The following is a 25065-nucleotide window of genomic DNA, read 5'->3' as shown; positions in this document are numbered from 1 at the left end:
CACGCCATCTGTCTCACGCCTCCCGGCGGGGCTCGTCGCCCTCGGTCAGGGCCCGCAGCACCTCGGCCTGCTCGACGCCGACGCCCTCGGCCCGCATCCGGGCCGCCTCCTCGCCCGTGAACCCCGCCGCGCGCCAGGCCGCCACCTCCTCGATCGGCACCCCGGCCCGCCAGAACTCGGTCATCAGGGAGATGGCGTCCTGGCCGGAGGCGAGCACCCGTTCGGCCTCGCGGGCGGACAGGCCGAGCGCTTCGAAGACCCGCGCCTGTCCCGCCTCGATGCCGCGTTTCGCCCACTCCACCGCATCGGCGCCCGTCCACCCCGCCTCCACGTAAGGGCGGGCCCGGCCTGCCGGGATGCCGGTGCGCAGCAGCTCCCGCATGCTGTGGGAGCGTTCCTCGTCGGCGAACGCGCCGCCCGGCCGCTCGCCCCGGTGCAGCAGCCGCCCCAGCCAGCCGCGCGGGTACGGGCGTTCCCCGGCCAGGTGCCGGTCGGCTGCTTCCTCGGGCGAATAGCCCAGCTCGCGCCACTGCACCGCGTCCCGTGGGGTCATGCCGGCCCGCAGCCACAGATCCACGGTGAACGGGGTGGCGCCGGCGGTGCGCCACGACCGCGCGTCGGCGGCGGTGTAGACGCCGGACCCGCGCCACCGCTCGGCGGTGTGGATCGGGAAGCCGTCCTCGATCCACTGCCGGGCCTCGGCGATGGTGAGCCCGCGCCGCCGCCATTCGTGCAGCGGCTCGGGGCGCGGCTCGTCGGCGTGGTCCGTGGTCATGAGTCTCCTTTCGCCGGCACGCGGGCCACGGACGCCCAGCCGGGCGCGTGCCCGCCGTCGCCGATCAGGCAGACCACCACCTGCGCCCCGGGCCGCCGCCCGGGCCACGGCGTCTCGCCGTCGGTCAGCACGACGACCAGGTCGGGGCGGGGCCGCAGGGCCATCGCCGCATCGAGGCCAGCCCGCATGTCGGTGCCGCCGCCGCCGGTCAGTTCGATGTCGCTCGCCCGGCGCACCACCTGGACGGGGTGCGGGCGGACGTCGCAGCAGAACGCCCGCAGCCGCCGGTGGGGACCGGCCACGCCGTCGATGATCCCGGTCACCTCGGCCAGCAGCCGCTTCAGCACGTCGTCGGTGACGCTGCCGGAGGTGTCGATCAGCAGCACCGTGTCCGGGACCGCGCGCGCCATCGACGGCGGCACGATGTCGGCGTACGCGCCGGCGCGGCGCGACGGGCGGCGATAGCTGAAATCGACCTGACCGGCCACCGTGCTCAGCCCGCGCCGGATCATCGCGCCCAGGCGGGCCCGCCAGTTCACCGAAGGGCGCAGGCGCTCCTCGGCCCAGCGGCGCCACCCCGACGGCACCTCGCTGCGCGCGCTGATCCGGTCCTGGATGCCGGCCGCGATGGAGCGTTCGAGCAGGTCCCGGTCGAGCTCGGTGAGTCCTTCGCCGGAGCCGCTGTCCTCGTACGCGCGATCCTGCCCGTCCACCGCGCTGCCGCAGTCGATCGCCTCGGCCAGGGCTCGCCCGCCCCGGCCCATCGCCTGGGCCAGCACGTCGAGCATCGGCACGTACTCCTCGGCGGTGCGGTTGACCGGGAGCCCCAGCTCGGCGGGCGACACCACGCCGGCCGGGCCGCGCAGGTCGGCGGCCTCCAGGTCGTCGTTGATCTCGGCGTCGGCGGCCTGGTTCCAGCGGTGGGCCTCCTCGTCGCGGACCGGGCCGGCGGCGTGGCTCACTTCGGGGCTGACCTCGGGGCTCACCTTGGGGCCCGGCTCGTGGCCCGGCTCCGGCCGCACCGGCGAGCGGGCCGCGTGGCCGCGCACCAGGTGACCGACCTGGTGCAGCATCCACCAGCCGATCTCCTCGACGGGGGTGGCCAGCGTGGTGCCCGGTTCCACGTACAGGTTCCAGCGGGTGTCGGCGGGGAAGGTGCGGAAGCCGGGGTCGGGAACGGGAGCGCCGGTGTCCTCGTCCAGGGCCGGTTCCAGGACGACCGGGTTGAGGGCGAAGACGGCCGAGGCGAGGTAGGGCGCCTGGTGCGCCGCCCACAGCCGCGCGGCGGCGATGCGGGCGCGCACCGCCTCATCGGTGGCGCGCGGGCGGTCGGGGGTCATGGCATGAGCCCCGCCGAGCGCAGCACCGGCGCGAGTTCGAGCATCGTCCTGGGCAGGGTCGCGCCCTCGGGCCGGCAGCGGGCCAGCGACCGGGCCGCGGTCGCCGCCACGTCGGGAGCCGTGCGCGCGACCCGGGCCACCACCGCCCAGGCCCGCTCCCACGTGCCGGCCGTGGCGTCCGAGCGCACGTACGCCACCACGGCGCCGAGCAGGGCGTGCAGCCGGTCGAGCCGTTCGGGCAGCGGGGCCCGCGGGTCGTCCAGCAGGGTCTGCGGGTCGGGCAGGTCGAGGTTGCGCCGCCAGGACAGCAGCTCGAACCCGGCCGCCTCACCGACCGCGCCGAGCACCAGCTCGGCCAGGACCGGCTCGTCCGCGCCCAGGTGCTCGCACGCGGCGACCGCCCCCGCGGCCATCTCCCAGCTGCGCGGGCTGGGCCAGCCACGTCCGGCCCGATCCGGGCTGTCGGGCACCGCCAGCACGAGTTCCGGCCGCACCCGCAGGAACGCCCCGACCAGCGCCCGGGCCCTGGCGGTCTCGGCGGGCCCGGCCGTGTCCTTCACGTTGAACTCCGGTACGGGGAAGCCGCCGGTGAATCCCTCGGCGATGTCCTCGGCCGACACACTCCATGTCAGGTGAATGAGCCGGTTGGCCAGCGGCGCGGACAGGTCCCAGCCGTCGGCGGCCTGGTCCGGCGGGTTGGCGGCGGCCACGATCCGCACCTCGTCCGGCAGCACCAGGTCGCCGACCGTGCGCTCCAGCACCACCCGCAGCATGGCGGCCTGCACGGCCGGCGGCGCGGTGGTCAGCTCGTCGAGGAACAGCAGGCCGCCGCCCTCGGCGGCGAGCCGCTCGGCCCAGCGCGGCGGTGCGAACCAGGTGCCGCCCTCACGCAGGACCGGCAGCCCGGAGAAGTCGCTGGGCTCGCGGATCGAGCCGACCACCACCTCGACCGGCAGGCCGACGGCCGCGCCGAGCGCGGTCACCGCGGACGTCTTGCCGGTGCCCGGCGCACCCCAGAGGATGACCGGCAGATTGGCTGTCACGGCGACCGCGAGGGCCTCTCGTGTCACTGATGGAGCCGCCATGTCGTCCTCCTCGCCGCTGCCCGGATGCGGCGCGCCCGACGGGCCGTCACCGCAGTGCCGTCATCCTAGGTTGACGATCCTCCGTGCGTCAACCAAAGATGACGCCACTCAGGGGGCGCCTGCGCGGATCAGGCGCGGAAGGCGGCCAAGGGGGCGGTGCAGAGGGTCTGCTCGGCGTCGTACTCGTGGAACATGCTGACCGGCCGGAAGCCGAGGCGGGCGGCGAGCCGCAGGGATCGCGCGTTCGCGGACTGCGTCACGATCAGGATCGGCTGGTCCGGAAGCTCCGCCGCCGCGGCGCGCAAGGCGGCGGACGTGGCCTCGAACGCGTACCCGGCCCCCCAGGCGTGGCGGCGCAGCAGGTAGCCCAGCTCCAGCTCGCCGCCCTCCTCGGTGACGTGGCCGGGGCGGTCGGCCGGTCGTCGGGACAGCATCAGCGAGCCGACGACCTGGTCCGTCGTGGTGTCCGCGACGATGAAGCTGCCGGGCGCAGAGGTCTCGCCGGCGGCCATGACCGTGCCGAGATGCCGCTCGACCTCGTCCAGCGGCCGGGGGCCGCCGAGATGCGCCTGGACCTCGGGATCGGTCGAGAGCTCGATGAGCTCGTCACGGTCGGACGCGTATACCGCCCTGCGGAGCAGGAGTCGGTCCGTGCGGATTTCCTTGACGGACAGCGTGGGCGATTGGCTCATGAGCCCGTGATCATAGAACAAGGTCACCGAATGGTAGGGTGTCGGCCATGATCCAGAAGTTCATCCGTTCGCGCTGCAGCTGAAGCGGCCTGCGCCCGCCGGTCGCCGAGCGACCAGCGCACGCGTCTTCGTCATGCCTTTTCAGCGAACGGACTGTTCTTCATGCGATCCAACCACTCTTCTTCGTCGTCGCCCACGTTCGTGCTGGTGCACGGCTCCGGCAGCAGCTCTTTCATGTGGGCTTCGGTCCAGCGTGAGCTGGCCCTGCTCGGTCACCGCAGCTACGCCGTCGACCTGCCGGGCCACGGCCTCGACGCGCAGTACCCGATCTCCTACCAGGCTCCGCAGGACCTCGACGCGTGGGCGGCCGAGCCGTCGACGCTGGCCGGGGTCACCCTGCGTGACAACGTCGACGCGGTCACCGGCGTGGTCCGGCGGCTGGCGGAGCACGGGCCGGTGGTGCTCGTGGCGGCCAGCCTCGGCGGCGTCACCATCTCCGGCGTCGGCAACGCGATCCCCGAGCTGGTGAGCCGGCTCGTCTACATCTCCGCCTGGTCATGCGTACGGCTCCCCAACCCGATCGCGTACATGCAGGAGCCCGAGTTCGCGGACAACCTGATGGCCCCGCTGGCGGCCTTCAACGTCGGCGACCCCGCGCGGCTCGGCGTCGGCCGGGCCAACTACCGCACCGCCGACGTGGAGCTGCTCGACGCGCTGAAGGCCGCCACCCTGGCGGACGTCAGCGACGAGCGGTTCCGCGCCTTCCTCAACATCCTGCAGCCGGACGAGTCGATCGCGGTGATGACGGCCGACGCCCGCGTCGACGCCGCGACCTGGGGCACGATCGCCCGTTCCTACATCCGGCTCACCGCCGACCGGTCGCTGCCGGTGGCCATGCAGGACAGGCTGATCGCCGAGGCCGACGCGCTGACGCCCGGCAACCCGTACGACGTGCACACCCTGGACACGTCGCACGCGGGGTTCGTCTTCAGGCCCGCTGAGGTGGCCGCCCTGCTGGACAAGGCCGTGAGCTAGCCCACTATACGGGCGGGGGTATGCTCGGTGTCATGGAGATGACCCCCGCCCTCGTGGGCGACGCGTTGACCCGGTTGCGCCGGGCGCACGGGCAGTTGGCCGGCGTGATCTCGATGATCGAGGACGGCGAGGAGTGCGCCGACGTGCTCACCCAGCTCGCCGCCGTCTCGCGGGCGCTTGACCGGGCCGGATTCAAGATCGTGGCCACTGGGCTGCGGCACTGCCAGGCCGCCCGCGAGCGCGGCGACGAGCCGCCCATGACCGAGCAGGAGCTGGAGAAGCTCTTCCTGGCGCTGGCCTGAAATCCCGCGACGCGGGAAGGCGATGAGCGCAATGTCTGACCCGGATACCCCCGGGGGTGTAGGAGGAATGATGAGCATCGACGTCCACGTCATCGCGACCTCGTCGCTGGGCGACCACAGCTATCTGGCCACCGACGGCCAGGTCGCGGTCGTGGTCGACCCGCAGCGCGACGTCGACCGGGTGCTCGCCCTGGCCGGCCGCGTCGGCGCGCGCATCACCCACGTCGTCGAGACGCACGTGCACAACGACTACGTCTCCGGCGGGCTGGAGCTGGCCAGGCTGACCGGCGCCCAGTACGGTTTCGCCGCCGCAGACCGGCCGCCGTTCCCGCACCTGCCGCTGGCCGACGGCGACGTCGTCGAGGTCTCGCCCGAGCTGCGCCTGCGCGTCCTGGCCACGCCCGGCCACACCTTCCACCACCTGTCCTACGTGCTGGAGGGCGCCGACGGCGTCCGGGGCGTGTTCACCGGCGGCTCGCTGCTGTTCGGCACCACGGGCCGCACCGACCTGCTGGGCGCCGAGCACGCCGACACGCTCGCCCGCGAGCAGCACGCCTCCGTGCGCAAGCTGTCCGACCTGCTGCCCGGCGGCGCCGCCGTCTGGCCGACCCACGGCTTCGGCAGCTTCTGCTCGGCCACCCAGGCGTCCGGCGACGACTCCACCATCGAACGCGAGCGGCGGGTCAACCCGGCGCTGCGCCTGGCCGAGGACGAGTTCGTCAGCCGGACGCTGGCCGGGCTCGACGCCTACCCCGCCTACTACGCGCACATGGGCGTCATCAACCTGCACGGCCCCGATCCGGTCGACCTGCGCCGCCCGCCCGGCATCACCCCCGGCGAGCTGCGCGCCCGGCTGGAGGCCGGCGAATGGGTGGTCGACCTGCGCCACCGCACGGCCTACGCCGAGGCCCACCTGACCGGCACCGTCAGCCTCGGCCTGGACGGCCCGATGGCCACCTGGCTCGGCTGGCTGATCGACCGGGGCGCGCCGCTCACCCTCATCGGCGAGACGCCCGAGCAGGTCGCCGACGCGCAGCGGGAGCTCGTGCGCATCGGCGTCGACCGGGTCGCCGCCGCGGCCACCGGCACGCCCCGGCGGCTCGCCGACGACCCCGCCCAGGTGCGGGAGCTGCGCACGGCCACGTTCGCCGGGCTGGCGGCCGCGCTGGCGGGTGACGTGCCTGCCGGGCTGCCCGCCCCCGACGTGATCCTCGACGTGCGGCTCGGCAACGAGTGGGACGCCGCCCACCTCGACGGCGCCGTGCACGTGCCGCTGCCCGAACTCGCCGCCCGCGCCGGCGAGATCCCCGCCGGGACCGTCTGGGTGCACTGCGGCAGCGGCTACCGCGCCACCGCCGCCGCCTCACTGCTCGCCAGGACGGGACGCGAGGTCGTGCTGGTGAACGACGCCTTCGACCGCGCCGCCTCCGCCGGGCTCCCCATGGCCGCCTGACCCGCCGCGCGCCGAGAACGTACCGACCAGAAAGGCCAGCACATGACCACCCTCACCACCGCACAGGTCCGCGCCCTGCTCGACAGCGGCGCGGGCGTCCGGCTCATCGATGTCCGCAGCCCCGGAGAGTTCGCGGCGAGCCACATCCCCGGCTCGGCCAACGTCCCCCTCGACCTCATCCGCAAGCACGCCGCCGGCCTCGCCGCCCGGCACGACGACCACGTCGTCCTGGTCTGCCGCTCCGGCGTGCGCGCCCGCGACGCCCACGCGATCGCCGCCGCGGCGGGCCTGCCGGCCGTGAGCGTGCTCGACGGCGGCCTGACCGCCTGGCAGAGCGAGGGCGCCCCGCTGAACCACGGGCGCGGCGCCTGGGCGATGGAACGCCAGGTCCGCATGGTGGCGGGCACCCTCGTGCTCGCCGGGGTCGCCGGCGGCATGGCCTGGCGGCCGCTGACGTGGGTGGCCGGGGCGATCGGCGCGGGCCTGACCTTCTCCGCGCTCACCGACACCTGCGCGATGGCCAGGGCGCTGTCACTGCTCCCGTGGAACCGGACCGCCTCGCCCCGGCCCGAGGCCCAGACGCTGGCGGCGCTGACCGGCCGCTCGTGACCGCGAAATCTCAGGCCGTTTCGTCCGGTTCGCGCCGGGTGAGCACCAGGGCGGCGTCCTCGGTGATGGCCACCGTGTGCTCGGAGTGGGCCGTACGCGAGCCGTCGGCCGACCGGATGGTCCAGCCGTCGGGGTCGTAGACGATCCGGTCGGTCGTCCGGGCGAACCAGGGCTCGATCGCCAGCGTCAGGCCGGGCCGGAGCGCGAGGCCGCGCCCCGCCTTGCCCTTGTTCGACACGTGCGGCCCCTCGTGCATGGTGCGCCCGATGCCGTGCCCGCCGAACTCGGTGTTGACCGGGTAACCGTAGTCGCTGGCCACCGCCCAGATGGCCGCCGAGATGTCGCCCAGGCGGTTGCCCGGCCGGGCCGCCTCGATCGCCGCCTCCAGCGCCTCCTCGGTGGCGCGGACGATCCGCAGGTCCTCCTCGGCGGGGGTCCCGACGATGACCGTACGGGCCGAGTCGGCCACCCAGCCGTCGATGCCGACCGCGAGGTCGGCCTTGAGCACGTCGCCGTCACGCAGGGTGTAGTCGTGGGGCAGTCCGTGCAGGACGGCGTCGTTGACCGACAGGCAGATGACGTTGCGGAACGGGCCCTCCCCGAAGGAGGGCGCGTAGTCCCAGTAGCACGACTTCGCGCCACGTCGTTTGATCATGCCGCGTACGTGGTGCTCAAGGTCGAGGAGGTTGACGCCCACGTCGGCGAGCCGGCCGACCTCGGAGAGCACTTCGGCGACGAACCGCCCGGCCACGTGCATGCGTTCGATCTCCGCAGGCGTCTTCAGTTCGATCACGGTTACCTCGCGTCCTAGAGTGTCGGTATAACTATACCGCCATCCGGGCGCTTGCCGGTATAGTTATACCGGCACTATCCTGGGGCGCATGGTCCGCCAACCGCTCACACGCGAGCAGATCGAAGCCGGCCGGCGTCTCGGCGCCCTGCTGCGCCACGCGCGAGCGGGACGCGACCTGGCCGAGGTCGCGCAGGCGGCCGGCATCTCGCCGGAGACCCTGCGCAAGATCGAGACCGGACGGCTCCCGTCCCCCGGCTTCGGCACGATCGTCTGCCTCGGCGAGGCACTCGGCCTGCCGGTCGAGGAGCTGGCGGCCACCTGGCGCGGCAGCGACCTGCCCCTGGAGGCGGCCTCGTAGCGGCCCGCTCCTCACGCCACGCCCGCCGGCTCCCCCACGGCGTCGTTCGCGGGCGCCGGCTTGACGAGCGAGGCCGTCGCGCCGTCTGACGACTCCGTGCGGTAGCCCTCGGCGTGGTAGAGGGCGAGGTTGCGGCGGCTCCCGGCGCCGGTCGACAGCACGACGCGGCGGCAGTCCGCGTCGGCGGCGGCCTCGGCCCGGCGCAGCAGCCAGCGCCCGACACCCTGCCCGCGCAGGTCCGGGGCGACGCCGAGCCGGCCCACGTGCCAGTCGTCGCCCGCGCGCCGGGTGCGCACCATGCCCAGCAGCCGCCCGTCCCGCCACAGGCCCGTGCCCTGCCAGGCGCCCAGCCACGCGCGCACCCGCTCCAGCGACTCCCCCAGGGCGGGGATGTCCAGCGTGTCGTTGGCCTGCGCCTCGTCCACCCAGCAGCAGCGCTGGAGCACCAGGACCTCCGCCGCGTCGTCAGGCGTCAGCTCCCGGACGTACGAGCCCGGCAGCGGCCCCGGCGTCGAGCGGATCCGCTCGCGCATCGGACGCAGGGCGTGGGCGAGGCCGACGAGCTCGTCCAGGATCCCGGTGGCGGCCGAGTCGCGTGCGGCGTCCGGGCGTAGCCGCCCGTTCTCCACCGTGTCGGCGATGCGCAGCGCGACCGTGGCGCCCAGCGGCACCATGCGCAGTGTCGTCACCACCTGCTTGGCGTGCTGGACCGCCCGGGTGCCCGCCGAGGTGTTGCCGTAGCTGACGAACCCCATCGGCTTCCACGCCCATTCGCGGCCGAGGTAGTCCAGGGCGTTCTTGAACGTGGCCGGCATGCCGTAGTTGTACTCGGGCGTGACGGCGATGAAGCCGTCCGCGGCGTCCACCATCGCGCTCCACCGCTTGGTGTGCTCCTGCCGGTAGACGCCGGACGACGGGTGCTCCTCCTCGTCGAGGAACGGCAGGGCCAGGTCGCCGAGCGCCACGGGCACGAGCTCCACGCCGAGCTCGGCCGCACGGGGCGCGATCGCGTCGATCAGCCACTCCCCCACGGCCGGGCCGAGGGCGCCGGGACGGGTGCTGCACACCAGGACGAGGACACGCGTAGTTTTCGTTGACATGGAAACGACCGTACCTGGTAACTTGTTGACATGTCAAAGAAGCAGTCTCACGCCACGGTGCGCTGGCTCGAAGCCGACGAGGAACGGGCGTGGCGTGCCCTGCGGCGCATGATGATCGCGGTCCAGACGCGCACCGCGCGCGACCTGGCCGAAGTCGGCCTGTCCGACCCTGATTACGAGGTGCTGAGCACGCTGTCCGAACGCCCCGGCCGCACCAGCACGCTGCACGAGCAGGCCGCCAAGATGGGCTGGTCGCGCAGCCGCCTGTCCCGGCACGCCACCCGCATGGAGGCTCGCGGCCTGCTGCGGCGCGAGCCCGACCCGGACGACGGCCGGGGCTGCTACCTCGTCCTCACCGACCACGGCCTCGAAACGCTGGAGGACGCCGCCCCCGCCCACCTCGAATCGGTCCGCCGCCACGTCATCGACCGGCTCTCCCCCGCCGACCTGGCCGCCCTGGAGGAGATCGCCGGCAAACTGGAAGAACCCACCTGACCGGTGTGAAGCGTCCTAGGATGGGCCGCTATGCGGCTGGTCTGGGTCCTGCTTTTGCTGCTCACGGCGTGCGCCCCCAGCGCCGGATCACCCACCCGGACGCCGGCGGACCCGGGCGGGTCGTGGCGGCTGACGCACACCTGGAACGGGTCCGGCGAGCACCGGTGGCACTCCGTCGCCGCCACGAGCTCGGGGCAGGCGTGGGCCGTCGTCGCGGGCGACCGGGCATTGATGATGCGGTGGGACGGGCGCGCCTGGCGGCGCACCGAGCCGCCCGGCTCCTTCACCCCGGCGGGCTACGGCTTCGGCTTCCGGACGTCACCGGCGGGTGACGACCTCTGGCTGGTGTCCGGCAGCGTGTGGCAGTGGGCGCGGGGCCAGTGGGTGAGACGCCCCCGGTCCTCTCCCTACGACGACCTCGACGTCAGGGACCTGGCGGTCCCGGCCAAGGGCGAGGCGTGGCTGGCCGAGACCGGCGAGTACGGAGGCTGGTACCTGCACCGGCGGGACGGCGGCAGGTGGAAGCCGGTGGTCAGGCCCGCGGGCGAGGCGGGTTCGGCATGGCTGGAACGGGTCGCCGCCTCCGGGCCCGATCAGGTCTGGGCGATCCAGCAGGCCGGCGGCGAGACCCAGGCCATCCGGTGGGAGGGCTCCCGGTGGAGCGTCCACCCTCTGCCTCAGGTCCCGGTCCCGTCCCCCAGCCCCACCGGCGCGGGCTGCGTCAACACGGGGTGGCCGAGGTTCTCGATCCAGGCCCTGGCCGTGCCCCGCCGTGACGACGCCTGGGCCGTGGGCTCGGTCCTGGTGGAGAAGCCCGGCGCCTGCCTGCGCTACACGGCCAAGGAGGGCGTGGTCCTGCGCTGGGCGGGCGGGACGTGGAGACGGGTGGAACGCCCGATGCCCGGGACCGCGCTGACCGTCGCGCGGGCGGACACCGAGGGCGGGGTGTGGATCGCGGCCAACCCCGACCAGGGGCGCAGACCGTACCTGCTGCACGTCAAGGACGGGCGGTGGACCGAGCACCCGCTCCCCGAGGGGCCGACCGAGATCATGGACCTCGCGCCGGTGCCCGGCACCGCCCGCGTGTGGGTGTACGCCAGGCAGGGCAGCCGGGTGTCGCAGCTCTACGAACTGGCCGGATGACCCGGGCCGGCCCCCGGCGCCCGGAGGTCGCCGTTCACCGCGACGACGGCCTCGATCTCCACCGTGAGCGCCGGGTCGGCCAGCGCGGCGACGACGGCCAGGGAGTGCGCCGGGACGTCGCCGCCGGGATACCACGCGTCGAACACCTCGTCCCGGGCAGCGCGGAAGCCGGGCAGGTGCTCCGCGCCGGCCACGAAGGTCAGCAGCTTGACCACGTCGTCCGGCCCCGCCCCGCACGCGTCCAGCACGGACCGCAGGTTGGCGAACGTCTGGCGGGTCTGGGACAGGGCGTCCGGGCCCGCGAGCGAGCCGTCCGCCAGGTTCCCCACCTGCCCCGAGACGAACACCAGCGTGGTGCCTCCCGGCACCGCGGCCACGTGGCTGTAGCGGCCGACGGGGGCCGGGACCCCGGCGGGGTTCCAGCGGTTGATCATGACGCTCGCCTCTTCCGGTCTCGCAGCGCGTCGACGGCCCGTTCGACGTCGCCGCCGTCGTTGAAGTAGTGGAAGCCCACCCGCAGCCGGTCGCCGAGCAGGGTGGCGCGCACGCCCTCCCGGGCCAGCCGGGCCCGGACCGCGTCCGGGTCGCTGACGCGCACCACCGCGATGTGGCTCCCGCTGCCGGGAAGGGGGGCGCCGGCCTCCGTCTCGGCCACGCGCTCCCGGAACTCGGCGGCCAGCCGCAGGCAGTGGCGCTCGACCCGCTCGGCGTCGAGATCGAGCAGGAGGTCCAGCGCCGGCAGCGCCCCGACCCAGGACAGCCAGGCAGGCGAGGTGTCGCAGCGCGCCGCGCTGCCGGCGGTGACGTACGGCCCGCCGAAGTACCCGTGCGGGGGCTCGGTGGACTTCCAACTCGGCAGCAGCGGAACCAGCCCGCCGACGTGCTCGGGCGCCGTGACCAGCCAGGCGGCCCCGCGCGGGCACAGCATCCACTTGTAGCCGTGCACGGCGAGGTAGTCGGGGCGTACGCGGTCGAGGTCGAGGCGGAGCGCGCCGAGCGACTGGGTCGCGTCGACGAACAGCCGCGCGCCCACGCCGTCCGCGGCCCGGCGCAGCGCGGGCAGGTCGGTGCGGTGGCCGTCGATCGACAGCACGTCGCTGACGGCGAGCAGCGCGGTGCGCGGATCGAGCGCCGCCACCAGGTCCTCGGTACGGGTGCGGCCGTCCCGGGGCGGCACCAGCGTCACCTCGTGCCCGGCGGACTCCAGTTGCCGCCACGGGAACAGGTTGCTCCGGAACTCCTGGGCGGGCACCACGATCCGGCCGGGCGGCAGGGACTTGGCGACCGTCGCGGCGGCCTCGGCGACCGAGCCCACGACGGCGACCCGCTCCTCGGCGACCCCCAGCAGGCGGGCGACCGAGCTCCTGGCGGCGCCGGGGGCGCGGTCCCATTCCTGCCAGTCGAAGTCGCCGTACAGCCATGAGTCCAGGGCCGCCTGCAGCGCGTGCGCGACCTCGAGCGCGGCGGGCGGGCTCGCCGGCGTGTCCAGCCAGACGTGGCGCTGCAACGCGGGGAAGCGCGACCGGAACTGCTCGGAGCTGAGCATGTGATCCTTCCGGGTCCGTCGATTGTGCGGTTGGCAGTATGGCCCGCGGCCCCGCGCACCGGCCCAGGGCCGGCCCGGCCTTTCGCTATAGTCGAAAACTCGCTTCGACGGACCCGTGACCAGCCCGCTCACGGCATAGCGTGCGGGCGACCAGCCCGGGAGCCCAGCATGACCAGCCAGCCCAGCATGACCAGCACAGCATGACCGACACCGCCCTGTCGCCATCCGCCGCCGAGAGCGACGGCAGCCTGCAGACCCTGCTGCGAGGCATCGACGTGCTGCGCGCCGTCGCCCTCGCGGACGGCCAGGCCACGGCCAAGAGCCTCAGCCGGCAGCTCGGCCTCAGCCTCGGCCGCTGCTACCACATCCTGCGCACGCTCAAGGCGGGCGGCTACGTCGTGCGGCTGCCCGGCGGGCGCATCGACGTCGGCCCGGGCGGCGCCTCCCTCGGCAGGCAACTGCGTGCCAGGTTCGAGCCCCTTCCCGAGCTGTTCGCGATCCTGGCCAGGCTGCACGCCCGGACGCGGGAGACCTCGTACGTCAGCGGCTGGCACCACGGCGTCATCACCCTGCTGCAGTTCATCGCCGGTGAGCAGGCGCTCGGCGTGCGCGGCCTGGACGTCGGCTACACCGGCGACACGCACGCCCGCGCCTCCTGCAAGGCGGTGCTGGCGCACCTGCCGCACGAGCAGATCGAGATCATGTTCGGCGGGGTCGAGCTGCGGCGGCTGACCGCGCGCACCCTCGGCGACGTCGACAGCCTGACCGTGGAGCTCGGCAACATCCGCAGGCAGGGCTTCGCGCTCGACCTGGAGGAGTTCAGCGACGGCATCTGCTGCGCCTCCGCCGCGTACTTCGACCAGGACGGCGCTCCGGCGGGCTCGTACACGGTGTCGGTGCCCGCCACGCGGTTCAGGACCGCCCAGCGCGACCTGATCGCCGCCGTGCAGGAGGCCGCCGCCATCGCGACGAACCTCCTGCGCGGTCATCACCTGGCCGTGCCCGGCCGCGACTGACCGGACGCCCGCCCGTCACGTGGCCGTCACGCGGCCGTCGCGGGCGTGAACATCGAGAGCAGCCGCCCGGCCACCGTGTCACGGCCGGGGATCGCGGCCCGCTGGAGCGCGGGCGCGGCGGGGATCCGCAGGTCCTCGGTGGCGATCCGCAGCGGCGGCGCCGACAGCGGCACCCCGCGCTCGACCACCCGCGCGACGACCTCCGCGCCGAAGCCGCCGGTCAGGTTGGCCGCGTGGACCACCGCCAGGCGGCCCGTACGCGAGACGCTGTCCACGACGGTGTCCGTGTCGAACGGGTCGATCCAGCGGGCGTCGATCACCTCGACGCTGACGCCGGACGACTCCAGGACCCGGGCGGCCTCCAGCACCGTGTGCAGCATCGGCCCCCAGGTCACCACGGAGAGGTCGGACCCCGCGCGATGGACGCGCGCGCCGCCGATCGGCGCCCGCGGCCCGTCCTGGTCGACCGGGCCCTTGAGCGAGTGGTAGAGCTCGCGGCTCTCGATGACGACGACCGGATCGTCGCAGCCGATCGCGGCCAGCAGCAGGTCGTAGGCGTCCTGAGGGGTGGCGGGCAGGCACACCCGCAGGCCGGGGACGTGCGCGAACAACGCCTCCACGCTCTGGGAGTGCTGGGCGCAGGAACCGGGTGTCGCGCCCTGCTGGGTGCGTACGGTCATCGGCGCGGTGAGCCTGCCCCGGGAGACGTACCGGACGTTGGCCGCCTGGTTGATCAACTGGTCGAACGCGACGAACGCGAAGTCCGCCCACATGATCTCCACGATCGGCCGCAGCCCCATCATGGCCGCGCCCACGGCCCCGCCGAGGATGGCCGACTCGGAGATGGGCGTGTCGAAGACGCGCTCGCCGAACTCCCGGCGCAGGCGGCGGGTCACGCCGTGGACCCCGCCGGGGAGCGCGACGTCCTCGCCGAACAGCAGGGTGCCCGGATCCTCCGCGAGGGCGCGGCGCAGCGCGGCGTTGACGGCCTGGGCGTAGGTGATCTCAGCCATGCACGTGCTCCTTCACGGTGGCGGGGTCGGCCGGCGGAGCGGCGAGCGCGGTGACCGCCGCGGCCGCGATCTCGGCGCGCGCCCGGGCCTCGACCGCGGCGAGCTCCGCGTCGCCGGCCCCTGCCGCGCGCAGGGCCGAGGTCAGCACGACGATCGGCTCCGTGGCGCGGGCGGCCTCCACCTCGTCACGCGGCCGGTACGTCTGCGCGTCGCCGATGTAGTGGCCGACCAGCCGCTGGGTGTGCGCCTCGACCAGGACGGGCCCCCGGCCGGACCGGCAGGCGTCCACCGCCTCGGCGACCACGCGCCGGACGGCGCCGACGTCGTTGCCGTTCACCCACGAGCCCGGCATGCCGTACGCGGCGGCGCGCGAGACCAGGTCGTCGTCCCTGACCATCGCGGCGATCGGCGTCAGCTCCGAATACCGGTTGTTCTCCACCAGGAAGACGACCGGCAGGTCGAAGGCGCTCGCCATGTTCATGGCCTCGTGGACGGCGCCCTGGTTCATCGCCCCGTCGCCGAACACCGCGAGCGCGACCCGGCCGGAGCCGTCGTACCGGGCGGCCAGCGCGGCGCCGACGGCGATGGGGGCGTGCGCACCCACGATGGAGTTCTCGCCGTAGAAGCCGTGGCCGGGATCCGACAGGTACGCCGAGCCGGCCCGCCCGCCGTTGGTGCCCGTCTCCCGGCCCAGCAACTCGGCGAACAGCGCCGCCGGGTCGGCGCCGCAGGCCAGCGCCCAGCCGTGGCCTCGGTAGGTGGCGAACACGGCGTCACGCGTCAGGTCGAGCGCGGCGCAGGCGCCCACCGGGACGGCCTCCTGGCCGATGCACAGGTGGACCGACCCGGCGATCCGCTCCTCGACCCGCAGGCGGGTGACGGTCTCCTCGAAGACCCGGATCCGCCACAGTCCGGCCAGATCCGCCAGCGCGGTCTCGGTAGGGGGATGAGGCAACGGGTCCGCCTTTCCTGGGAGTCGTGACGGCACTCACTGTGCGTCCGTCCCCCTGCCGCCTCCACCGCGCGACGGCCCGCTTTCGACTATCTGCAAATGAATGGCCCCTACGCCAGGATGGCCTCATGCGTCTCGTGACCGATGACGAGCGCCGTGCCCGGCTGGGCGTACGGCACGCTCTCGCGCCCACGGCCAAGGCGGCCTCTCCCGAGGAGGCCGCGCGTGCGGTGGTGTGCCTGCACGCCACCGACCCGCCGAGCGTGCACCTGTCCTGCTGGGCACGCGTCGGCGCGCTCGACGTCGACGACGTCGAACGGGCGCTCTACGGGACGCGTTCCCTCGTCCGGCAGCAGTCGATGCGCGAGACCCTGTTCGTGTTCCCCCGTGATCTCGTGCCGGCGGTGTGGGGAAGCGCCTCGGCCCGGGTGGCCGCGATCCATCGCAACCGGCTGGTCAGGGACCTCGAACGCTGGGGCCCGACAGCGGAGGGGCAGGGGGCCGCCTGGCTCGCGACTGCGGAGAAGGCGGTGCTGGCGCACCTGGCCGACGGCGTGCCCCGCTCCTCGAAGCAAGTACGCGAGGAGGTGCCCGAAGTCGCCGGCTTCATCGAGCAGGCCCCCGGCAAGTCCTGGGGAGGCCGGATCGCGCTCGCTCCGCGCGTGCTCACCCAGCTGAGCCTGGACGGCGTGGTGGCGCGCGCGGCCAACGCCGGAGCCTGGTACACGAGCCGCCCGACCTGGACGACGACCCGGGCGTGGTGGAGGGACGAGGTGCCCGAGGCGCTCGCGGCGCGGCAGGGCTATGCCGAGCTGGTGTCGCGGTGGCTGTGGTCCTACGGCCCCGGCACCGTCGAGGATCTCGCCTGGTGGCTCGGCGCCACCAAGTCCGCGGTCCGCACCGCGCTGGACGACATCGGAGCGCAGCGGGTTTCTCTGGCCGACGGCTCGGTGGGGTGGCTGCGCGAGGACGACCTCGCCCCGGTCGCCGCCGCCGGGCCGTGGGTCGCGCTGCTGCCGTTGCTCGACCCGACCGTGATGGGCTGGAAGGCCCGCGCCTTCTACCTCGGTGCGCACGCGTCCCAGTTGTTCGACAGCGCGGGCAACGCCGGGACCACCGCCTGGGTCGACGGGCGCGTCGTCGGCGCGTGGGTGCAGGATGCGGACGGCGTGGTCGAGCTGCGCCTGCTCGACGACGACGTCTCCGCGCAGGCCCGCGAGGCGCTGGCGGACGAGGCGCGGCGGCTGAGTGCGTGGCTCGACGGCCGCCGGGTGTTCGCCGTCTACCCCTCTCCGGCCATGCAGCCCGGCTTCGGGCGCTGACCCCAGTCAGGCATGACGGCGCCCGATGTCCTCCATGCGACATGGTCTGGCCCCGTCGCGGATTGTGGCCATCGGCGGCGGATCATAGCGTCGTCGGGTGCCGATGATCGTGTTGTGCCTGGTCCAGTTCATGCTCGTGCTCGATGACACCGTCGTGAACGTCGCTCTGCCCAGCATCCGCGATGAGCTGGGATTCAGCGCGTCCGGGTTGCCCTGGGTCGTCAACGCCTACTTCCTGGCCTTCGGCGGGCTGCTGCTGTTGTGCGGCCGGATGGCGGATCTGCTGGGCCGCCGCCGCGTCTTCCTCATCGGGGTGGCGCTGTTCGGTGTGGCCAGCCTGGCCTGCGGGCTCGCGCAGGAGCCGTGGCAGCTCGTCATCGGGCGGTTCGTGCAGGGCGCGGGTTCTGCGATGGCCGGCCCGGCGGCGATGTCGATGATCACGTTGCTGTATCCGGGGCCGGAGGAGCGCACCAGGGCGCTGGGCGTCTGGGGCGGCATCGCCGCCCTGGGCGGGACCTCAGGCCTGGTGCTGTCCGGGGCGCTGACCGACCTGCTGTCCTGGCGGGGGATCTTCCTGATCAACCTGCCCGTCGTCGCCGTGGCCCTGGTGCTGCTCCCCCGCCTGGTCCCCGAGTCCCGCGCTCCGGGCCGGCGCGGCCTCGACGTTCCCGGCGCGGTCCTGGTCACCGGCGCTGCGGTGTCGCTGGTGTACGGGCTGCTGCGGGCCGGAGAGACCGGCTGGAGCGACCCGGTCGCCGTCGGCGCCGTCGTGCTCTCCGCCGCCTTGGCGGTGGCGCTCCTGGTGGCCGAGTCACGGGCGGCGGCGCCGCTGGTGCCCCGGTCGTTCCTGGCCTCGCGGACGCGGGCGGTCGCCAACGGCGCGACCCTGCTGTTCTCGATGGCGATGTACGCCATGTCGTTCCTGCTGATGATCCAGATCCAGACCGTGCTGGGCTACAGCCCGCTCCTGGCCGGAATCTCCTACCTGCCCTACGGCGCCGGCATCCTGGCGGGCATGTGGCTGTCCTCCCGCATCTCGCTCAGGATCGGGACGCGCTGGGCGCTCCTGCTGGCGTTCCTGGTCAACATCGCCGGGCTGCTGCTGCTGTCCGGCGTGGCGGCGGGCGACACCTACGCCGCCCACGTCCTGCCCGGCATGCTCGTCCTGAGCGTGGGCAACGGGCTGAGCCTGCCCGTGCTGGCCGTGGCCGCGGTCGATGGCACCACCGTGGCGGACGCCGGTCTCGGATCGGCCCTGTTCACCTCCGTCCAGCAGATCGGCGGCGCCGTCGGGGTGGCCGCGCTGGCCGTCATGGGCTATGCGGACGGGCTCACCGCGGGCGCGGTCTGCGTGGCGCTCGGCGCGGTGCTCATCGCCGTGCTGCTGCCGTCGCGTGCCGTCAGCGGAAGCCTTCCGGCCGCCGCTCCCCGGTGAGTGCCTCACCCGAAGCGCTGGCCACGATCCGCGATGAGGTCACACCATGTCGCCGTGGGGACATAGCCTGCACAGCATGATCGAGGCCGGCGAGTCCGCGGTCCCGGCCGCGGTGGGCGTGATCGTCGTCGGGCACTTCCCGCTGTCGTCGGGAGAGTGGATCTCCCCGCACAGCCACACGCACCACCAGCTGGCCTGGACGCGGAGCGGCGTCCTCAGCGTCGCCGTGGACGACGCGTACTGGGTCCTGCCGCCCACCCGGGCCCTGTGGTTGCCGGCGGGGGTCGTCCACCGGACCGGTGCGACCCGCGACGCGCTGCTGTGCAGCCTCTACCTCGATCCGGCGCGGTGCGCCCTGGACTGGGCGGAGCCCACCGCGGTCGGCGTCGACGGGCTGCTGGCCCACCTGATCGCCCATCTCGCCCGTGAAGACCTCGCCGATGACGCGCGGCTGCGGGCCGAGGCGGTGGTGCTGGACCTGCTGCGCCCCTTGCCTGCCCTGCCCATCGATGTTCCGCTCCCCGTGGACGAACGCGTACGCGCCGTGGCCGGCACCCTGCTCGCCGACCCCTCCGACTCCCGGAGCCTGGACGCCCATGCCCGCTCCATCGGAGTGAGCCGGCGCACCCTGACGCGGCTGTTCGTCCGTGACACGGGGATGAGCTTCGACCGCTGGCGCACGCACATGCGCCTGCGGGCCGCCCTGCCGCTCCTCGCCGAGGGGCGGCCGGTGTCGCAGGTGGCGCACACGGTGGGGTACGCGACCCCGAGCGCCTTCCTCGCGGCGTTCCGCCGGACCGTCGGCACCTCACCCGGGCGCTACCTCAACGGAGAGGCCGTTCTGGACGTTTGATCCGGAACCGCAGCGGTCACCAGAAGATCCGCTGAGGCTGGGGAGGTGTCACCGGTCCAGCCCGGCCGTCGCCTCGGTGAGCGGCCGGGCCGTGCCGGCACGGCGCGCGGCGACGAGGCCGAGCACGCCGATGGCGACCATCAGCCAGCCGCCCGTGACCGGGAACTCGATGACGCACAGCAGGGCGCCGCTGATGATCAGGTACCAGCCGACCTGGGCCGGGAAACGTCCGGTGACGTGGGCCAGCGTCCGGGCCAGGGTGCCCAGCGCCAGGAGCAGGATGCCGGCGGCGAAGAAGTAGAGCGTGTATTCGCGCTTGTAGTAGTCGGCGGCGGCGGTGTCGGCGGCGGAGGCCCAGAAGCCGTCGCCCGCCATGTCGGCCCAGGAGTTCGGCGTCGCGAGGGCGTAGGCGAAGTGCACGATCGCCAGCGCGATGATGAGGCGGGGAACCCATCGGGTCAGTGCGTTCATGTGGTGTGCTCCCACTCGTCCGGGCCAGGCGCGCAGGGTCGCGCCCGCTTACCAGGCGGACCATACCATACCGGATCGTATGGTCCTTTGCGCTGGTGAGCGAGCGTGCGCGGAGCCCGGTCAGCCCACCTGCTGGGCGCACTTGGAGAGCGCCTGCTCGGCCTCCTTGTTCCCCGTCAGGCCCTTGATGTCGTCGGCCGATTTGAGGGAGCCGTCCATGTAGCTTTGCAGGCTCTCCGCGTCACCGTATTTGAGTGCGACGTCCACCAGGCAGGACAGGGCCTGCTCGGGCATGCCCTTCATGTCCTCCTCGGCCTTCAGCTTCTCCGTGAAGCTCGCCTTGTCCACGCCGCCGCCACCGCAGGAGGCGAGGCCGAGGGCGAGTGTCGTCGCCACGCATCCCAGCATGACGGCACGGACGGTACGGGAAAAACGCATGATGCGACCTTTCTGAGGTGCGGGAATCTGCGAATTCAAGGAGTAATTCGGCCGCCCGGGCATTTCACGGGCGGCCCCTCGTTCCTTGATCGGAAAAGGTACCATACGGAATGGTATGCCTTGTCGCGACGTACAATTCCGGCTGTGAATGGGACAATTGCGGCATCAGCGGTCAAATACGTGCTGGGCGCAAGCGAGGACCCCGAGCGGCTGGCCCGGGAGACCGGCCTGTCCGATCACGAGCTCTCCTCCCGCGTCCCCGCCGGCGCCGTGGACGAGCTCTGGACCCGGGCGGCGAGGCTGAACGGCGACCCGGACTTCGGGCTGACGCTCGGGCGGGCGTACCAGCCGGGCACGTTCGGCCTGCTGGACTTCCTGTTCCTGAGCTCGGACACGCTGGCGGGCGCATTCGGCGCCGCCGTACGGAACGTGGGGGTGCTCTCCACGGGCGGGTCGTACGGCTGGAGCGAGCACGACGGGCTGGTCACGCTGAGCCGGAGCCTGCCGACGCAGAACAGGCACGCGGTCACGTTCCTGCTCGGCTGGCAGCTCGCGCTCGTCCGCGTGGCCGCCGGGAAGCCGATCACCCCGGTCCACGTCGGGCTGGCCATGCCCGCGCCACACCGTCACGGCGACCTGGCCGAGGCCTACGGCTCCCCCGCCGTCGACTTCGGCCGGCCGGCCAACTCGCTGACCTTCCGCCGCTCCGAACTGGAGATCCCGCTGGTCGGAGCCGATCCGGTGACGGCGGCGATGCTGCGGCGCCGGGCCGCGCAGCTCCTGCCCGCCGAGGAGAGCTGGCGGGACAGGGTGCGGGCCTACCAGGCGCAGCATCTCGGCGACCTGGAAGCCGCGTCCAGGCACTTCGCGATCAGCCCGCGCAGGCTCCAGGAACTGCTCAAGCGGGAGGGCACGAGCTGGCGGCGTGAGCTCGAAGCGGTCCGCGGCGACCTGGCGGTGGAGATGCTGGGCGACGGCAGCCTGCCGACGGCGGTGATCGCGCGGCGGCTGGGATATTCGGACGAGCGGGCCTTCCGCCGGGCCTTCCGCCGCACGTACGGAAGGTCGCCCCAGCAGCATCGTGGGGGCGCGTGAAAGGTCCCCCAGACCACGCCTCCGGTCCTTACCGGCCGACGCGTCGCGGCCGTACCTTCGCCCCCATGACGCAGAACACCACGCTGCAGCGCAGCAACGCGACCCGCTATTTCTTCGACGACCGCGACATGGACTTCATCTTCCAGTGGTCGCTGGGCGCGGCGAAGACCGGCGGGCTGGACTCCGGCGAGCTGTTCCACATCGCCTCCCGGATCGAGGACGGCGACACGGCCGGCTGGGTGGCGGAGTTCGAGGGCTTCGGCGACGCCCAGCGGGCCCTGGCCGAGCGGTGGGCCGGACAGGGCCGCAGGCGGAGCGCCGGCGAGGTCATGATGAAGGCCTACTACGCCTACCGGCAGGCGTGGCAGTTCGCCGGCCGCGGTGAGCGGTTCCTCCCGTTGATCTCCAAGTACGAGGACGCCTTCAGGCGGGCCGTGGAGCTGCTGGCTCTCCCGATGACCTTCATCGAGGTGCCGTTCGAGGGCGCGTCGCTGCCGGGTCTGCGGATCGACGCCGGCCCCGGCACGCCCACGTTGATCGTGATCGGCGGCGGGGACACGAGCAAGGAGGACATGTACCACCTGGCCGGGCGCAACGCCTGGGAACGCGGCTACACCACGGTCATCGTCGACCTGCCGGGCCAGGGCAGCACGCCGCTGCGCGGGCTGCACCTGATGGCCGAGACCGAGCGGCCGGTCGGCGCGATCGTCGACCACCTGGTGGGGACCTACGGGCAGGACACCGCGAAGCTGGCGATCATCGGGTTCTCCGGCGGCGGCTACATGATCAGCCGGGCGCTGATGTCCGAGCGCAGGATCGCCGCCGGCGTCGCCAGCACCCCGATCCTCGACTTCGGCGCGGTGCTGCCCGTCGAGGTGGTCGAGGCGATGGCGACCGACGGGGCGATGAAGGACAGCTTCCGGATGTACCTGTGGCGCTCCGGCCTGGCCGAACCCGTGGACTTCGCCCGTCTGCTGGCGACCTTCACCACCGACCCGGGCGAGATCCGCAGCGCGTTCCTGTCGATCGCCGGGCTGAGCGAGTCGCCCGTCCTCGTCGACCAGGCGCGGCGGTTCCACGAGGCGCTGCCGGTGGAGCGCAAGACCCTGCTGGAGTTCGACGCCGCCTCGGGCGCCGACGCGCACTGCCAGGTCAACAACCCGACCCGGCTCGCCCAGGAGGCCGTGGACTGGCTCGACGAGACGCTCGGCGTACGGGCCTGACCCGGCGGGCCCCGGCGCCCGTCACGGGCTCCCGGCCCGCCAGCCCCTGCCGATCATCCGGACCAGCGCCGGGTCCACGACCAGGCGGCGGAAGGGCCGGATGACGGCCATGTACGCCCTGCCGAACAGGCCGTTCGGCTTGACCAGCACCGCCATCTGCCCCCGGTGGCCGCCCGTGCCGTCCGGGACCCAGCCGATGTGCATGACGGTGTGCACGGTGCGGTTGGCCAGCTCCGCCGCCCATTCGGCGCCGGTCAGGTAGACGGAGGTGAGCGGCACCGCGCGGGGGTCCGGGCCGCGCGGGCCGTCACGCAGGTCGGCGGGCAGCCGGTGACGCAGCGACTCCACCCGCGTGCCGACGCCCGAGCCCGGCCCGTCCCAGCCGAACAGCTCGCCGAGCCTCCAGCGCAGCGCGAACAGCCACCGGCTCGGCCCGGAGAACCGGCCCGCGCCGCCCGCCATCTGGGCGACCAGCCGGTCCAGGTCGGCGGGGCCGCCGGGCGTGGGCAGCGCCCACACGTCCTCCAGCCGGAAGTCGGGTGCCACGGCGTGGATGCGCCACGGGACGGAGGTGTGGGCGGTGTCGGGAAGTCTCATGAGCGGGCGGCCTCCCATTCGGCCATCAGGGCGAACAGCGCGAACCTGTCGAGCACCGGCTGGCCGGGGCGGATCTCGCGATAGCGCTGGTAGACGTTGACCACGACCCGCTCGGCGTCCAGCCAGGCGGCGTACTGCGCCAGGTCGATCCCGAACGCCGCCTCCCGCAGGTCCAGGCCCTTGACGTGGGCGGCGTCCGCCTGCTCGACGACGTGGCTCAGGTAGTCGCGTACGGCGCGGACGCCGGCGGCGTCGGTCACCGGGCCGTGGCCGGGCACGACGGTCGGCGCGTCCAGCGCGATCATCGTGTCGCAGGCGGCGATCCAGTTGGCGATCGGCCCGCTCCACACGATCGGCGTGCAGCCGACGAACAGCAGGTCCCCGGCGAACAGCACGCCCGCGTCGGGGACGTGCACGACCGTGTCGGCCCCGGTGTGCGCGGGGCCGAGGTCGAGCAGGCGCACCTCCCGCCCGCCCACCTCGACGCTCAGCCGCCGTTCGAAGGTCTGGTCGGGGGCGCGCAACCGGATGCCGCCGAAGTCGTAGTCGCCGAAGCGCGCGCGCAGGTAGCGCGAGAGCGTCGGCCCGAGGTCCATCACCTGGAGGGCGGCCGTCAGCTCCGGCGGCAGCTCGGTGCGCATCTCGTGCGCGGTGCCCTCGGCGGCGATGACGCGCACCGAGCCGGCCAGCAGCTGCCCGCCGTGCGTATGGTCGCCGTTGGCGTGGGTGAGCACGTGGTGGCTGATGGGGTGCCGGTCGGTGACGGGCCGCATGCCGTCGAGCATCGCGGCGGTGAGCCGCAGGTCGTACAGGGTGTCGACCAGCAGCGACGCGCCGTCTCCTGCGACCAGCCCGGCGTTGCTGCGGCCGTAGCCGCCGTCCGGCAGCAGCCACGCCCACACGCCGTCGCCGACCTGGTGCAGACCTTCGGTGTACGGCACGGCGGAGCGGGCCGGGTTGACCCGCGCGGGACGCGGGACGGCGGCCGGGTCGGGCCGCCGCGGCAGCGGGTGCGGGGCGGTGGCGGCGCGCACGGTCTGCCGCACCTCCCCCAGCCCGTCGGCGCGCAGCCGGACCACGTCGCCGTCCTTGAGCCAGCCGCGGAACGCGCCGAGGTCGCCGAAGTCGAGGTGTTCGAGCAGGCAGCAGCCGGGCACGGTGCCGGAGCCGAAGACGTCCCCGGGCCGGAGCTCCACGCCGCGCGAGGCGTAGGAGACGACCTCGGCGAAGGACCAGTCCATGGCGTCGGTGCGGCCTTCGCCGACCACCTCGCCGTTGACCTCGGCGCGGACGCCGAGCGCGAGCCTGCCGTCCGGGCCCGTGGGCAGCTCGTCGGGGGTGACCAGCCACGGCCCGAGCGTGGTCGCCCCGTCCTTGCCCTTGGCCTGCCCGATCTTGAGCTGGCTCTCCAGCCCCTGCAGGTCGCGGGCGCTCCAGTCGCACATCAGCGTGTAGCCGGCGATGTGGCTCCCGGCCTGCTCGGGGGTCAGGTCGCGGCCCGGGGCGCCGATCACCGCGGCGATCTCCAGCTCGAAGTCGAACCAGGCGCTGCCGGGCGAGACGGGCACGTCGTCGTGCGGCCCGACGACGGTGGCGGGGTTGCCGAAGTAGAAGGCCGGGATCTCGTACCAGGTCGGTTCGAGCTCGCCGGAGGCGCCCATGGCGCGCAGGCAGCCGCGCATGTGGTCGAGGAAGCACAGGCAGTCGCGGATGGACGGGGGTGTGGGGATCGGCGCCTTCAGCGTGACGCCGGCCAGCGGGACGACCTCGCCCGGCTCGGCCAGTGCCCGCTCCCCCGCCTCCCGCAGCCCGCCGGCGAGCAGCCCGGCGAGCGTGACGCCGGGCGGGAGGGGGTGGACGAGGTCACCGTCGAGGACCCCGGCTCGGTCGCCGTCGGCGGTGGCATAGGTGACGAAGCGCACGA

The 25065-nt window shown here is 73.7% G+C and carries 27 protein-coding genes; 13 read left to right on the top strand and 14 right to left on the bottom strand.

Annotated features, from left to right (window positions below):
* Nucleotides 1-13 precede the first annotated feature (13 nt).
* The 4 genes from AB0J53_RS34175 to AB0J53_RS34160 form a co-directional block, all read right to left on the bottom strand.
* Nucleotides 14-775, bottom strand: a complete 762-nt coding sequence (locus AB0J53_RS34175) for a hypothetical protein (RefSeq protein ID WP_364179997.1) — start codon at nucleotides 773-775, stop codon at nucleotides 14-16.
* Complete coding sequence (locus AB0J53_RS34170) at nucleotides 772-2115, bottom strand: VWA-like domain-containing protein (RefSeq protein WP_364179995.1); 1344 nt, start codon at nucleotides 2113-2115, stop codon at nucleotides 772-774. Before AB0J53_RS34170 ends, AB0J53_RS34175 begins: the two co-directional genes overlap by 4 nt.
* Nucleotides 2112-3200 (bottom strand): MoxR family ATPase, encoded by a 1089-nt coding sequence (locus tag AB0J53_RS34165; protein WP_364179993.1) that lies wholly within the window; start codon nucleotides 3198-3200, stop codon nucleotides 2112-2114. The genes AB0J53_RS34170 and AB0J53_RS34165 overlap by 4 nt, the downstream gene beginning before the upstream one ends.
* Nucleotides 3201-3328: 128 nt before the next feature.
* Entirely contained in the window at nucleotides 3329-3892 is a 564-nt protein-coding gene (locus AB0J53_RS34160) for a GNAT family N-acetyltransferase (protein ID WP_364179991.1), read from the bottom strand.
* A gap of 234 nt (nucleotides 3893-4126) precedes the next feature.
* Here AB0J53_RS34160 and AB0J53_RS34155 point away from each other — a divergent pair, with 234 nt between their 5' ends.
* The 4 genes from AB0J53_RS34155 (at nucleotide 4127) to AB0J53_RS34140 (ending at nucleotide 7291) form a co-directional block, all read left to right on the top strand.
* Nucleotides 4127-4927 (top strand): alpha/beta hydrolase, encoded by an 801-nt coding sequence (locus tag AB0J53_RS34155; RefSeq protein WP_364179989.1) that lies wholly within the window; start codon nucleotides 4127-4129, stop codon nucleotides 4925-4927.
* Nucleotides 4928-4959: 32 nt separating this feature from the next.
* Nucleotides 4960-5229, top strand: coding sequence for a metal-sensitive transcriptional regulator (locus AB0J53_RS34150; RefSeq protein WP_357587878.1), 270 nt, complete (start codon nucleotides 4960-4962; stop codon nucleotides 5227-5229).
* A gap of 70 nt (nucleotides 5230-5299) precedes the next feature.
* The gene (locus AB0J53_RS34145) at nucleotides 5300-6682 is read left to right on the top strand and encodes an MBL fold metallo-hydrolase (RefSeq protein ID WP_364179987.1); all 1383 of its coding nucleotides are present in this window, start codon (nucleotides 5300-5302) and stop codon (nucleotides 6680-6682) included.
* 42 nt (nucleotides 6683-6724) lie between these two features.
* Complete coding sequence (locus tag AB0J53_RS34140; protein ID WP_364179985.1) at nucleotides 6725-7291, top strand: rhodanese-like domain-containing protein; 567 nt, start codon at nucleotides 6725-6727, stop codon at nucleotides 7289-7291.
* Between the two features lie 10 nt (nucleotides 7292-7301).
* Here AB0J53_RS34140 and map read toward each other — a convergent pair whose 3' ends face one another.
* Nucleotides 7302-8084, bottom strand: coding sequence for a type I methionyl aminopeptidase (gene map, locus AB0J53_RS34135; RefSeq protein WP_364179983.1), 783 nt, complete (start codon nucleotides 8082-8084; stop codon nucleotides 7302-7304).
* An 88-nt stretch (nucleotides 8085-8172) separates the two neighbouring features.
* Here map and AB0J53_RS34130 point away from each other — a divergent pair, with 88 nt between their 5' ends.
* The gene (locus AB0J53_RS34130; protein ID WP_219510698.1) at nucleotides 8173-8442 is read left to right on the top strand and encodes a helix-turn-helix transcriptional regulator; all 270 of its coding nucleotides are present in this window, start codon (nucleotides 8173-8175) and stop codon (nucleotides 8440-8442) included.
* An 11-nt stretch (nucleotides 8443-8453) separates the two neighbouring features.
* Here AB0J53_RS34130 and AB0J53_RS34125 read toward each other — a convergent pair whose 3' ends face one another.
* Nucleotides 8454-9542 carry a GNAT family N-acetyltransferase gene (locus AB0J53_RS34125; protein WP_364179980.1) on the bottom strand — a complete coding sequence of 363 codons (1089 nt, stop codon included), beginning with the start codon at nucleotides 9540-9542 and terminating at the stop codon, nucleotides 8454-8456.
* Between the two features lie 30 nt (nucleotides 9543-9572).
* Here AB0J53_RS34125 and AB0J53_RS34120 point away from each other — a divergent pair, with 30 nt between their 5' ends.
* Together AB0J53_RS34120 and AB0J53_RS34115 are read left to right on the top strand one after the other, a co-directional pair.
* Nucleotides 9573-10037, top strand: coding sequence for a MarR family transcriptional regulator (locus AB0J53_RS34120; RefSeq protein WP_246646418.1), 465 nt, complete (start codon nucleotides 9573-9575; stop codon nucleotides 10035-10037).
* A 30-nt stretch (nucleotides 10038-10067) separates the two neighbouring features.
* A complete protein-coding gene (locus AB0J53_RS34115) occupies nucleotides 10068-11180 on the top strand; it encodes a hypothetical protein (protein WP_364179978.1) in 1113 nt (370 codons plus the stop codon).
* Here the strand turns inward: AB0J53_RS34115 and AB0J53_RS34110 are convergent.
* Together AB0J53_RS34110 and AB0J53_RS34105 are read right to left on the bottom strand one after the other, a co-directional pair.
* Nucleotides 11162-11614 (bottom strand): RidA family protein, encoded by a 453-nt coding sequence (locus AB0J53_RS34110; protein WP_364179976.1) that lies wholly within the window; start codon nucleotides 11612-11614, stop codon nucleotides 11162-11164. The genes AB0J53_RS34115 and AB0J53_RS34110 overlap by 19 nt on opposite strands.
* A complete protein-coding gene (locus AB0J53_RS34105) occupies nucleotides 11611-12726 on the bottom strand; it encodes an aminotransferase class V-fold PLP-dependent enzyme (protein WP_364179974.1) in 1116 nt (371 codons plus the stop codon). The genes AB0J53_RS34110 and AB0J53_RS34105 overlap by 4 nt, the downstream gene beginning before the upstream one ends.
* 200 nt (nucleotides 12727-12926) lie before the next feature.
* Here AB0J53_RS34105 and AB0J53_RS34100 point away from each other — a divergent pair, with 200 nt between their 5' ends.
* On the top strand, nucleotides 12927-13742 hold the full coding sequence (locus tag AB0J53_RS34100) for an IclR family transcriptional regulator C-terminal domain-containing protein (protein WP_364179972.1): 816 nt from the start codon (nucleotides 12927-12929) through the stop codon (nucleotides 13740-13742).
* A 26-nt stretch (nucleotides 13743-13768) separates the two neighbouring features.
* Here the strand turns inward: AB0J53_RS34100 and AB0J53_RS34095 are convergent, their stop codons facing one another.
* Together AB0J53_RS34095 and AB0J53_RS34090 are read right to left on the bottom strand one after the other, a co-directional pair.
* Entirely contained in the window at nucleotides 13769-14755 is a 987-nt protein-coding gene (locus tag AB0J53_RS34095; protein WP_364179971.1) for a transketolase C-terminal domain-containing protein, read from the bottom strand.
* Complete coding sequence (locus AB0J53_RS34090) at nucleotides 14748-15710, bottom strand: thiamine pyrophosphate-dependent dehydrogenase E1 component subunit alpha (RefSeq protein ID WP_364179969.1); 963 nt, start codon at nucleotides 15708-15710, stop codon at nucleotides 14748-14750. Before AB0J53_RS34090 ends, AB0J53_RS34095 begins: the two co-directional genes overlap by 8 nt.
* A gap of 125 nt (nucleotides 15711-15835) precedes the next feature.
* On the opposite strand from AB0J53_RS34090, the gene AB0J53_RS34085 reads away from it, so the two are divergent.
* The 3 genes from AB0J53_RS34085 to AB0J53_RS34075 all read left to right on the top strand — a co-directional run bounded on the left by AB0J53_RS34085 (nucleotide 15836) and on the right by AB0J53_RS34075 (nucleotide 19317).
* Nucleotides 15836-17029, top strand: a complete 1194-nt coding sequence (locus tag AB0J53_RS34085; RefSeq protein WP_364179967.1) for a winged helix DNA-binding domain-containing protein — start codon at nucleotides 15836-15838, stop codon at nucleotides 17027-17029.
* Nucleotides 17030-17132: 103 nt separating this feature from the next.
* Nucleotides 17133-18464 carry an MFS transporter gene (locus AB0J53_RS34080; protein WP_364180210.1) on the top strand — a complete coding sequence of 444 codons (1332 nt, stop codon included), beginning with the start codon at nucleotides 17133-17135 and terminating at the stop codon, nucleotides 18462-18464.
* Nucleotides 18465-18540: 76 nt separating this feature from the next.
* Nucleotides 18541-19317, top strand: a complete 777-nt coding sequence (locus AB0J53_RS34075; RefSeq protein WP_357587852.1) for a helix-turn-helix transcriptional regulator — start codon at nucleotides 18541-18543, stop codon at nucleotides 19315-19317.
* Nucleotides 19318-19365: 48 nt separating this feature from the next.
* Here the strand turns inward: AB0J53_RS34075 and AB0J53_RS34070 are convergent, their stop codons facing one another.
* Together AB0J53_RS34070 and AB0J53_RS34065 are read right to left on the bottom strand one after the other, a co-directional pair.
* A complete protein-coding gene (locus tag AB0J53_RS34070; protein WP_364179964.1) occupies nucleotides 19366-19788 on the bottom strand; it encodes a DUF6463 family protein in 423 nt (140 codons plus the stop codon).
* A 120-nt stretch (nucleotides 19789-19908) separates the two neighbouring features.
* Nucleotides 19909-20184: a hypothetical protein gene (locus AB0J53_RS34065; protein ID WP_364179962.1), complete on the bottom strand. Its 276-nt coding sequence runs from the start codon at nucleotides 20182-20184 to the stop codon at nucleotides 19909-19911.
* 186 nt (nucleotides 20185-20370) lie between these two features.
* Here AB0J53_RS34065 and AB0J53_RS34060 point away from each other — a divergent pair, with 186 nt between their 5' ends.
* On the top strand, nucleotides 20371-21321 hold the full coding sequence (locus AB0J53_RS34060) for an AraC family transcriptional regulator ligand-binding domain-containing protein (RefSeq protein ID WP_364179960.1): 951 nt from the start codon (nucleotides 20371-20373) through the stop codon (nucleotides 21319-21321).
* 65 nt (nucleotides 21322-21386) lie between these two features.
* The gene (locus tag AB0J53_RS34055; RefSeq protein WP_364179958.1) at nucleotides 21387-22544 is read left to right on the top strand and encodes an alpha/beta fold hydrolase; all 1158 of its coding nucleotides are present in this window, start codon (nucleotides 21387-21389) and stop codon (nucleotides 22542-22544) included.
* Nucleotides 22545-22565: 21 nt separating this feature from the next.
* On the opposite strand, the gene AB0J53_RS34050 is transcribed toward AB0J53_RS34055, so the two are convergent.
* Both AB0J53_RS34050 and AB0J53_RS34045 read right to left on the bottom strand, forming a co-directional pair.
* On the bottom strand, nucleotides 22566-23141 hold the full coding sequence (locus AB0J53_RS34050; protein ID WP_364179956.1) for a DUF2867 domain-containing protein: 576 nt from the start codon (nucleotides 23139-23141) through the stop codon (nucleotides 22566-22568).
* A complete protein-coding gene (locus AB0J53_RS34045; RefSeq protein WP_364179954.1) occupies nucleotides 23138-25063 on the bottom strand; it encodes a fumarylacetoacetate hydrolase family protein in 1926 nt (641 codons plus the stop codon). The genes AB0J53_RS34050 and AB0J53_RS34045 overlap by 4 nt, the downstream gene beginning before the upstream one ends.
* Nucleotides 25064-25065: the final 2 nt, after the last annotated feature.

Source organism: Nonomuraea sp. NPDC049725, from assembly GCF_040674795.1.
Lineage (GTDB): Bacteria > Actinomycetota > Actinomycetes > Streptosporangiales > Streptosporangiaceae > Nonomuraea > Nonomuraea ceibae.
Note: the sequence above shows the minus strand (reverse complement) of the source record. Positions and strands in the feature narration are given on the sequence as shown.

Bases quoted from the DNA above. Each gene is read 5' to 3' on its own strand.
- AB0J53_RS34085 (WP_364179967.1), top strand. From the start codon at position 15,836: ATGCGTCTCGTGACCGATGACGAGCGCCGTGCCCGGCTGGGCGTACGG.
- AB0J53_RS34050 (WP_364179956.1), bottom strand. From the start codon at position 23,141: ATGAGACTTCCCGACACCGCCCACACCTCCGTCCCGTGGCGCATCCAC.
- AB0J53_RS34080 (WP_364180210.1), top strand. From the start codon at position 17,133: ATGATCGTGTTGTGCCTGGTCCAGTTCATGCTCGTGCTCGATGACACC.
- AB0J53_RS34110 (WP_364179976.1), bottom strand. From the start codon at position 11,614: ATGATCAACCGCTGGAACCCCGCCGGGGTCCCGGCCCCCGTCGGCCGC.
- AB0J53_RS34160 (WP_364179991.1), bottom strand. From the start codon at position 3,892: ATGAGCCAATCGCCCACGCTGTCCGTCAAGGAAATCCGCACGGACCGA.
- AB0J53_RS34075 (WP_357587852.1), top strand. From the start codon at position 18,541: ATGATCGAGGCCGGCGAGTCCGCGGTCCCGGCCGCGGTGGGCGTGATC.
- AB0J53_RS34115 (WP_364179978.1), top strand. From the start codon at position 10,068: ATGCGGCTGGTCTGGGTCCTGCTTTTGCTGCTCACGGCGTGCGCCCCC.
- AB0J53_RS34145 (WP_364179987.1), top strand. From the start codon at position 5,300: ATGAGCATCGACGTCCACGTCATCGCGACCTCGTCGCTGGGCGACCAC.
- AB0J53_RS34055 (WP_364179958.1), top strand. From the start codon at position 21,387: ATGACGCAGAACACCACGCTGCAGCGCAGCAACGCGACCCGCTATTTC.
- AB0J53_RS34170 (WP_364179995.1), bottom strand. From the start codon at position 2,115: ATGACCCCCGACCGCCCGCGCGCCACCGATGAGGCGGTGCGCGCCCGC.
- AB0J53_RS34140 (WP_364179985.1), top strand. From the start codon at position 6,725: ATGACCACCCTCACCACCGCACAGGTCCGCGCCCTGCTCGACAGCGGC.
- AB0J53_RS34155 (WP_364179989.1), top strand. From the start codon at position 4,127: ATGTGGGCTTCGGTCCAGCGTGAGCTGGCCCTGCTCGGTCACCGCAGC.
- AB0J53_RS34175 (WP_364179997.1), bottom strand. From the start codon at position 775: ATGACCACGGACCACGCCGACGAGCCGCGCCCCGAGCCGCTGCACGAA.
- AB0J53_RS34100 (WP_364179972.1), top strand. From the start codon at position 12,927: ATGACCGACACCGCCCTGTCGCCATCCGCCGCCGAGAGCGACGGCAGC.
- AB0J53_RS34125 (WP_364179980.1), bottom strand. From the start codon at position 9,542: ATGTCAACGAAAACTACGCGTGTCCTCGTCCTGGTGTGCAGCACCCGT.
- AB0J53_RS34120 (WP_246646418.1), top strand. From the start codon at position 9,573: ATGTCAAAGAAGCAGTCTCACGCCACGGTGCGCTGGCTCGAAGCCGAC.
- AB0J53_RS34095 (WP_364179971.1), bottom strand. From the start codon at position 14,755: ATGGCTGAGATCACCTACGCCCAGGCCGTCAACGCCGCGCTGCGCCGC.
- AB0J53_RS34165 (WP_364179993.1), bottom strand. From the start codon at position 3,200: ATGGCGGCTCCATCAGTGACACGAGAGGCCCTCGCGGTCGCCGTGACA.
- AB0J53_RS34130 (WP_219510698.1), top strand. From the start codon at position 8,173: ATGGTCCGCCAACCGCTCACACGCGAGCAGATCGAAGCCGGCCGGCGT.
- AB0J53_RS34070 (WP_364179964.1), bottom strand. From the start codon at position 19,788: ATGAACGCACTGACCCGATGGGTTCCCCGCCTCATCATCGCGCTGGCG.
- AB0J53_RS34150 (WP_357587878.1), top strand. From the start codon at position 4,960: ATGGAGATGACCCCCGCCCTCGTGGGCGACGCGTTGACCCGGTTGCGC.
- AB0J53_RS34105 (WP_364179974.1), bottom strand. From the start codon at position 12,726: ATGCTCAGCTCCGAGCAGTTCCGGTCGCGCTTCCCCGCGTTGCAGCGC.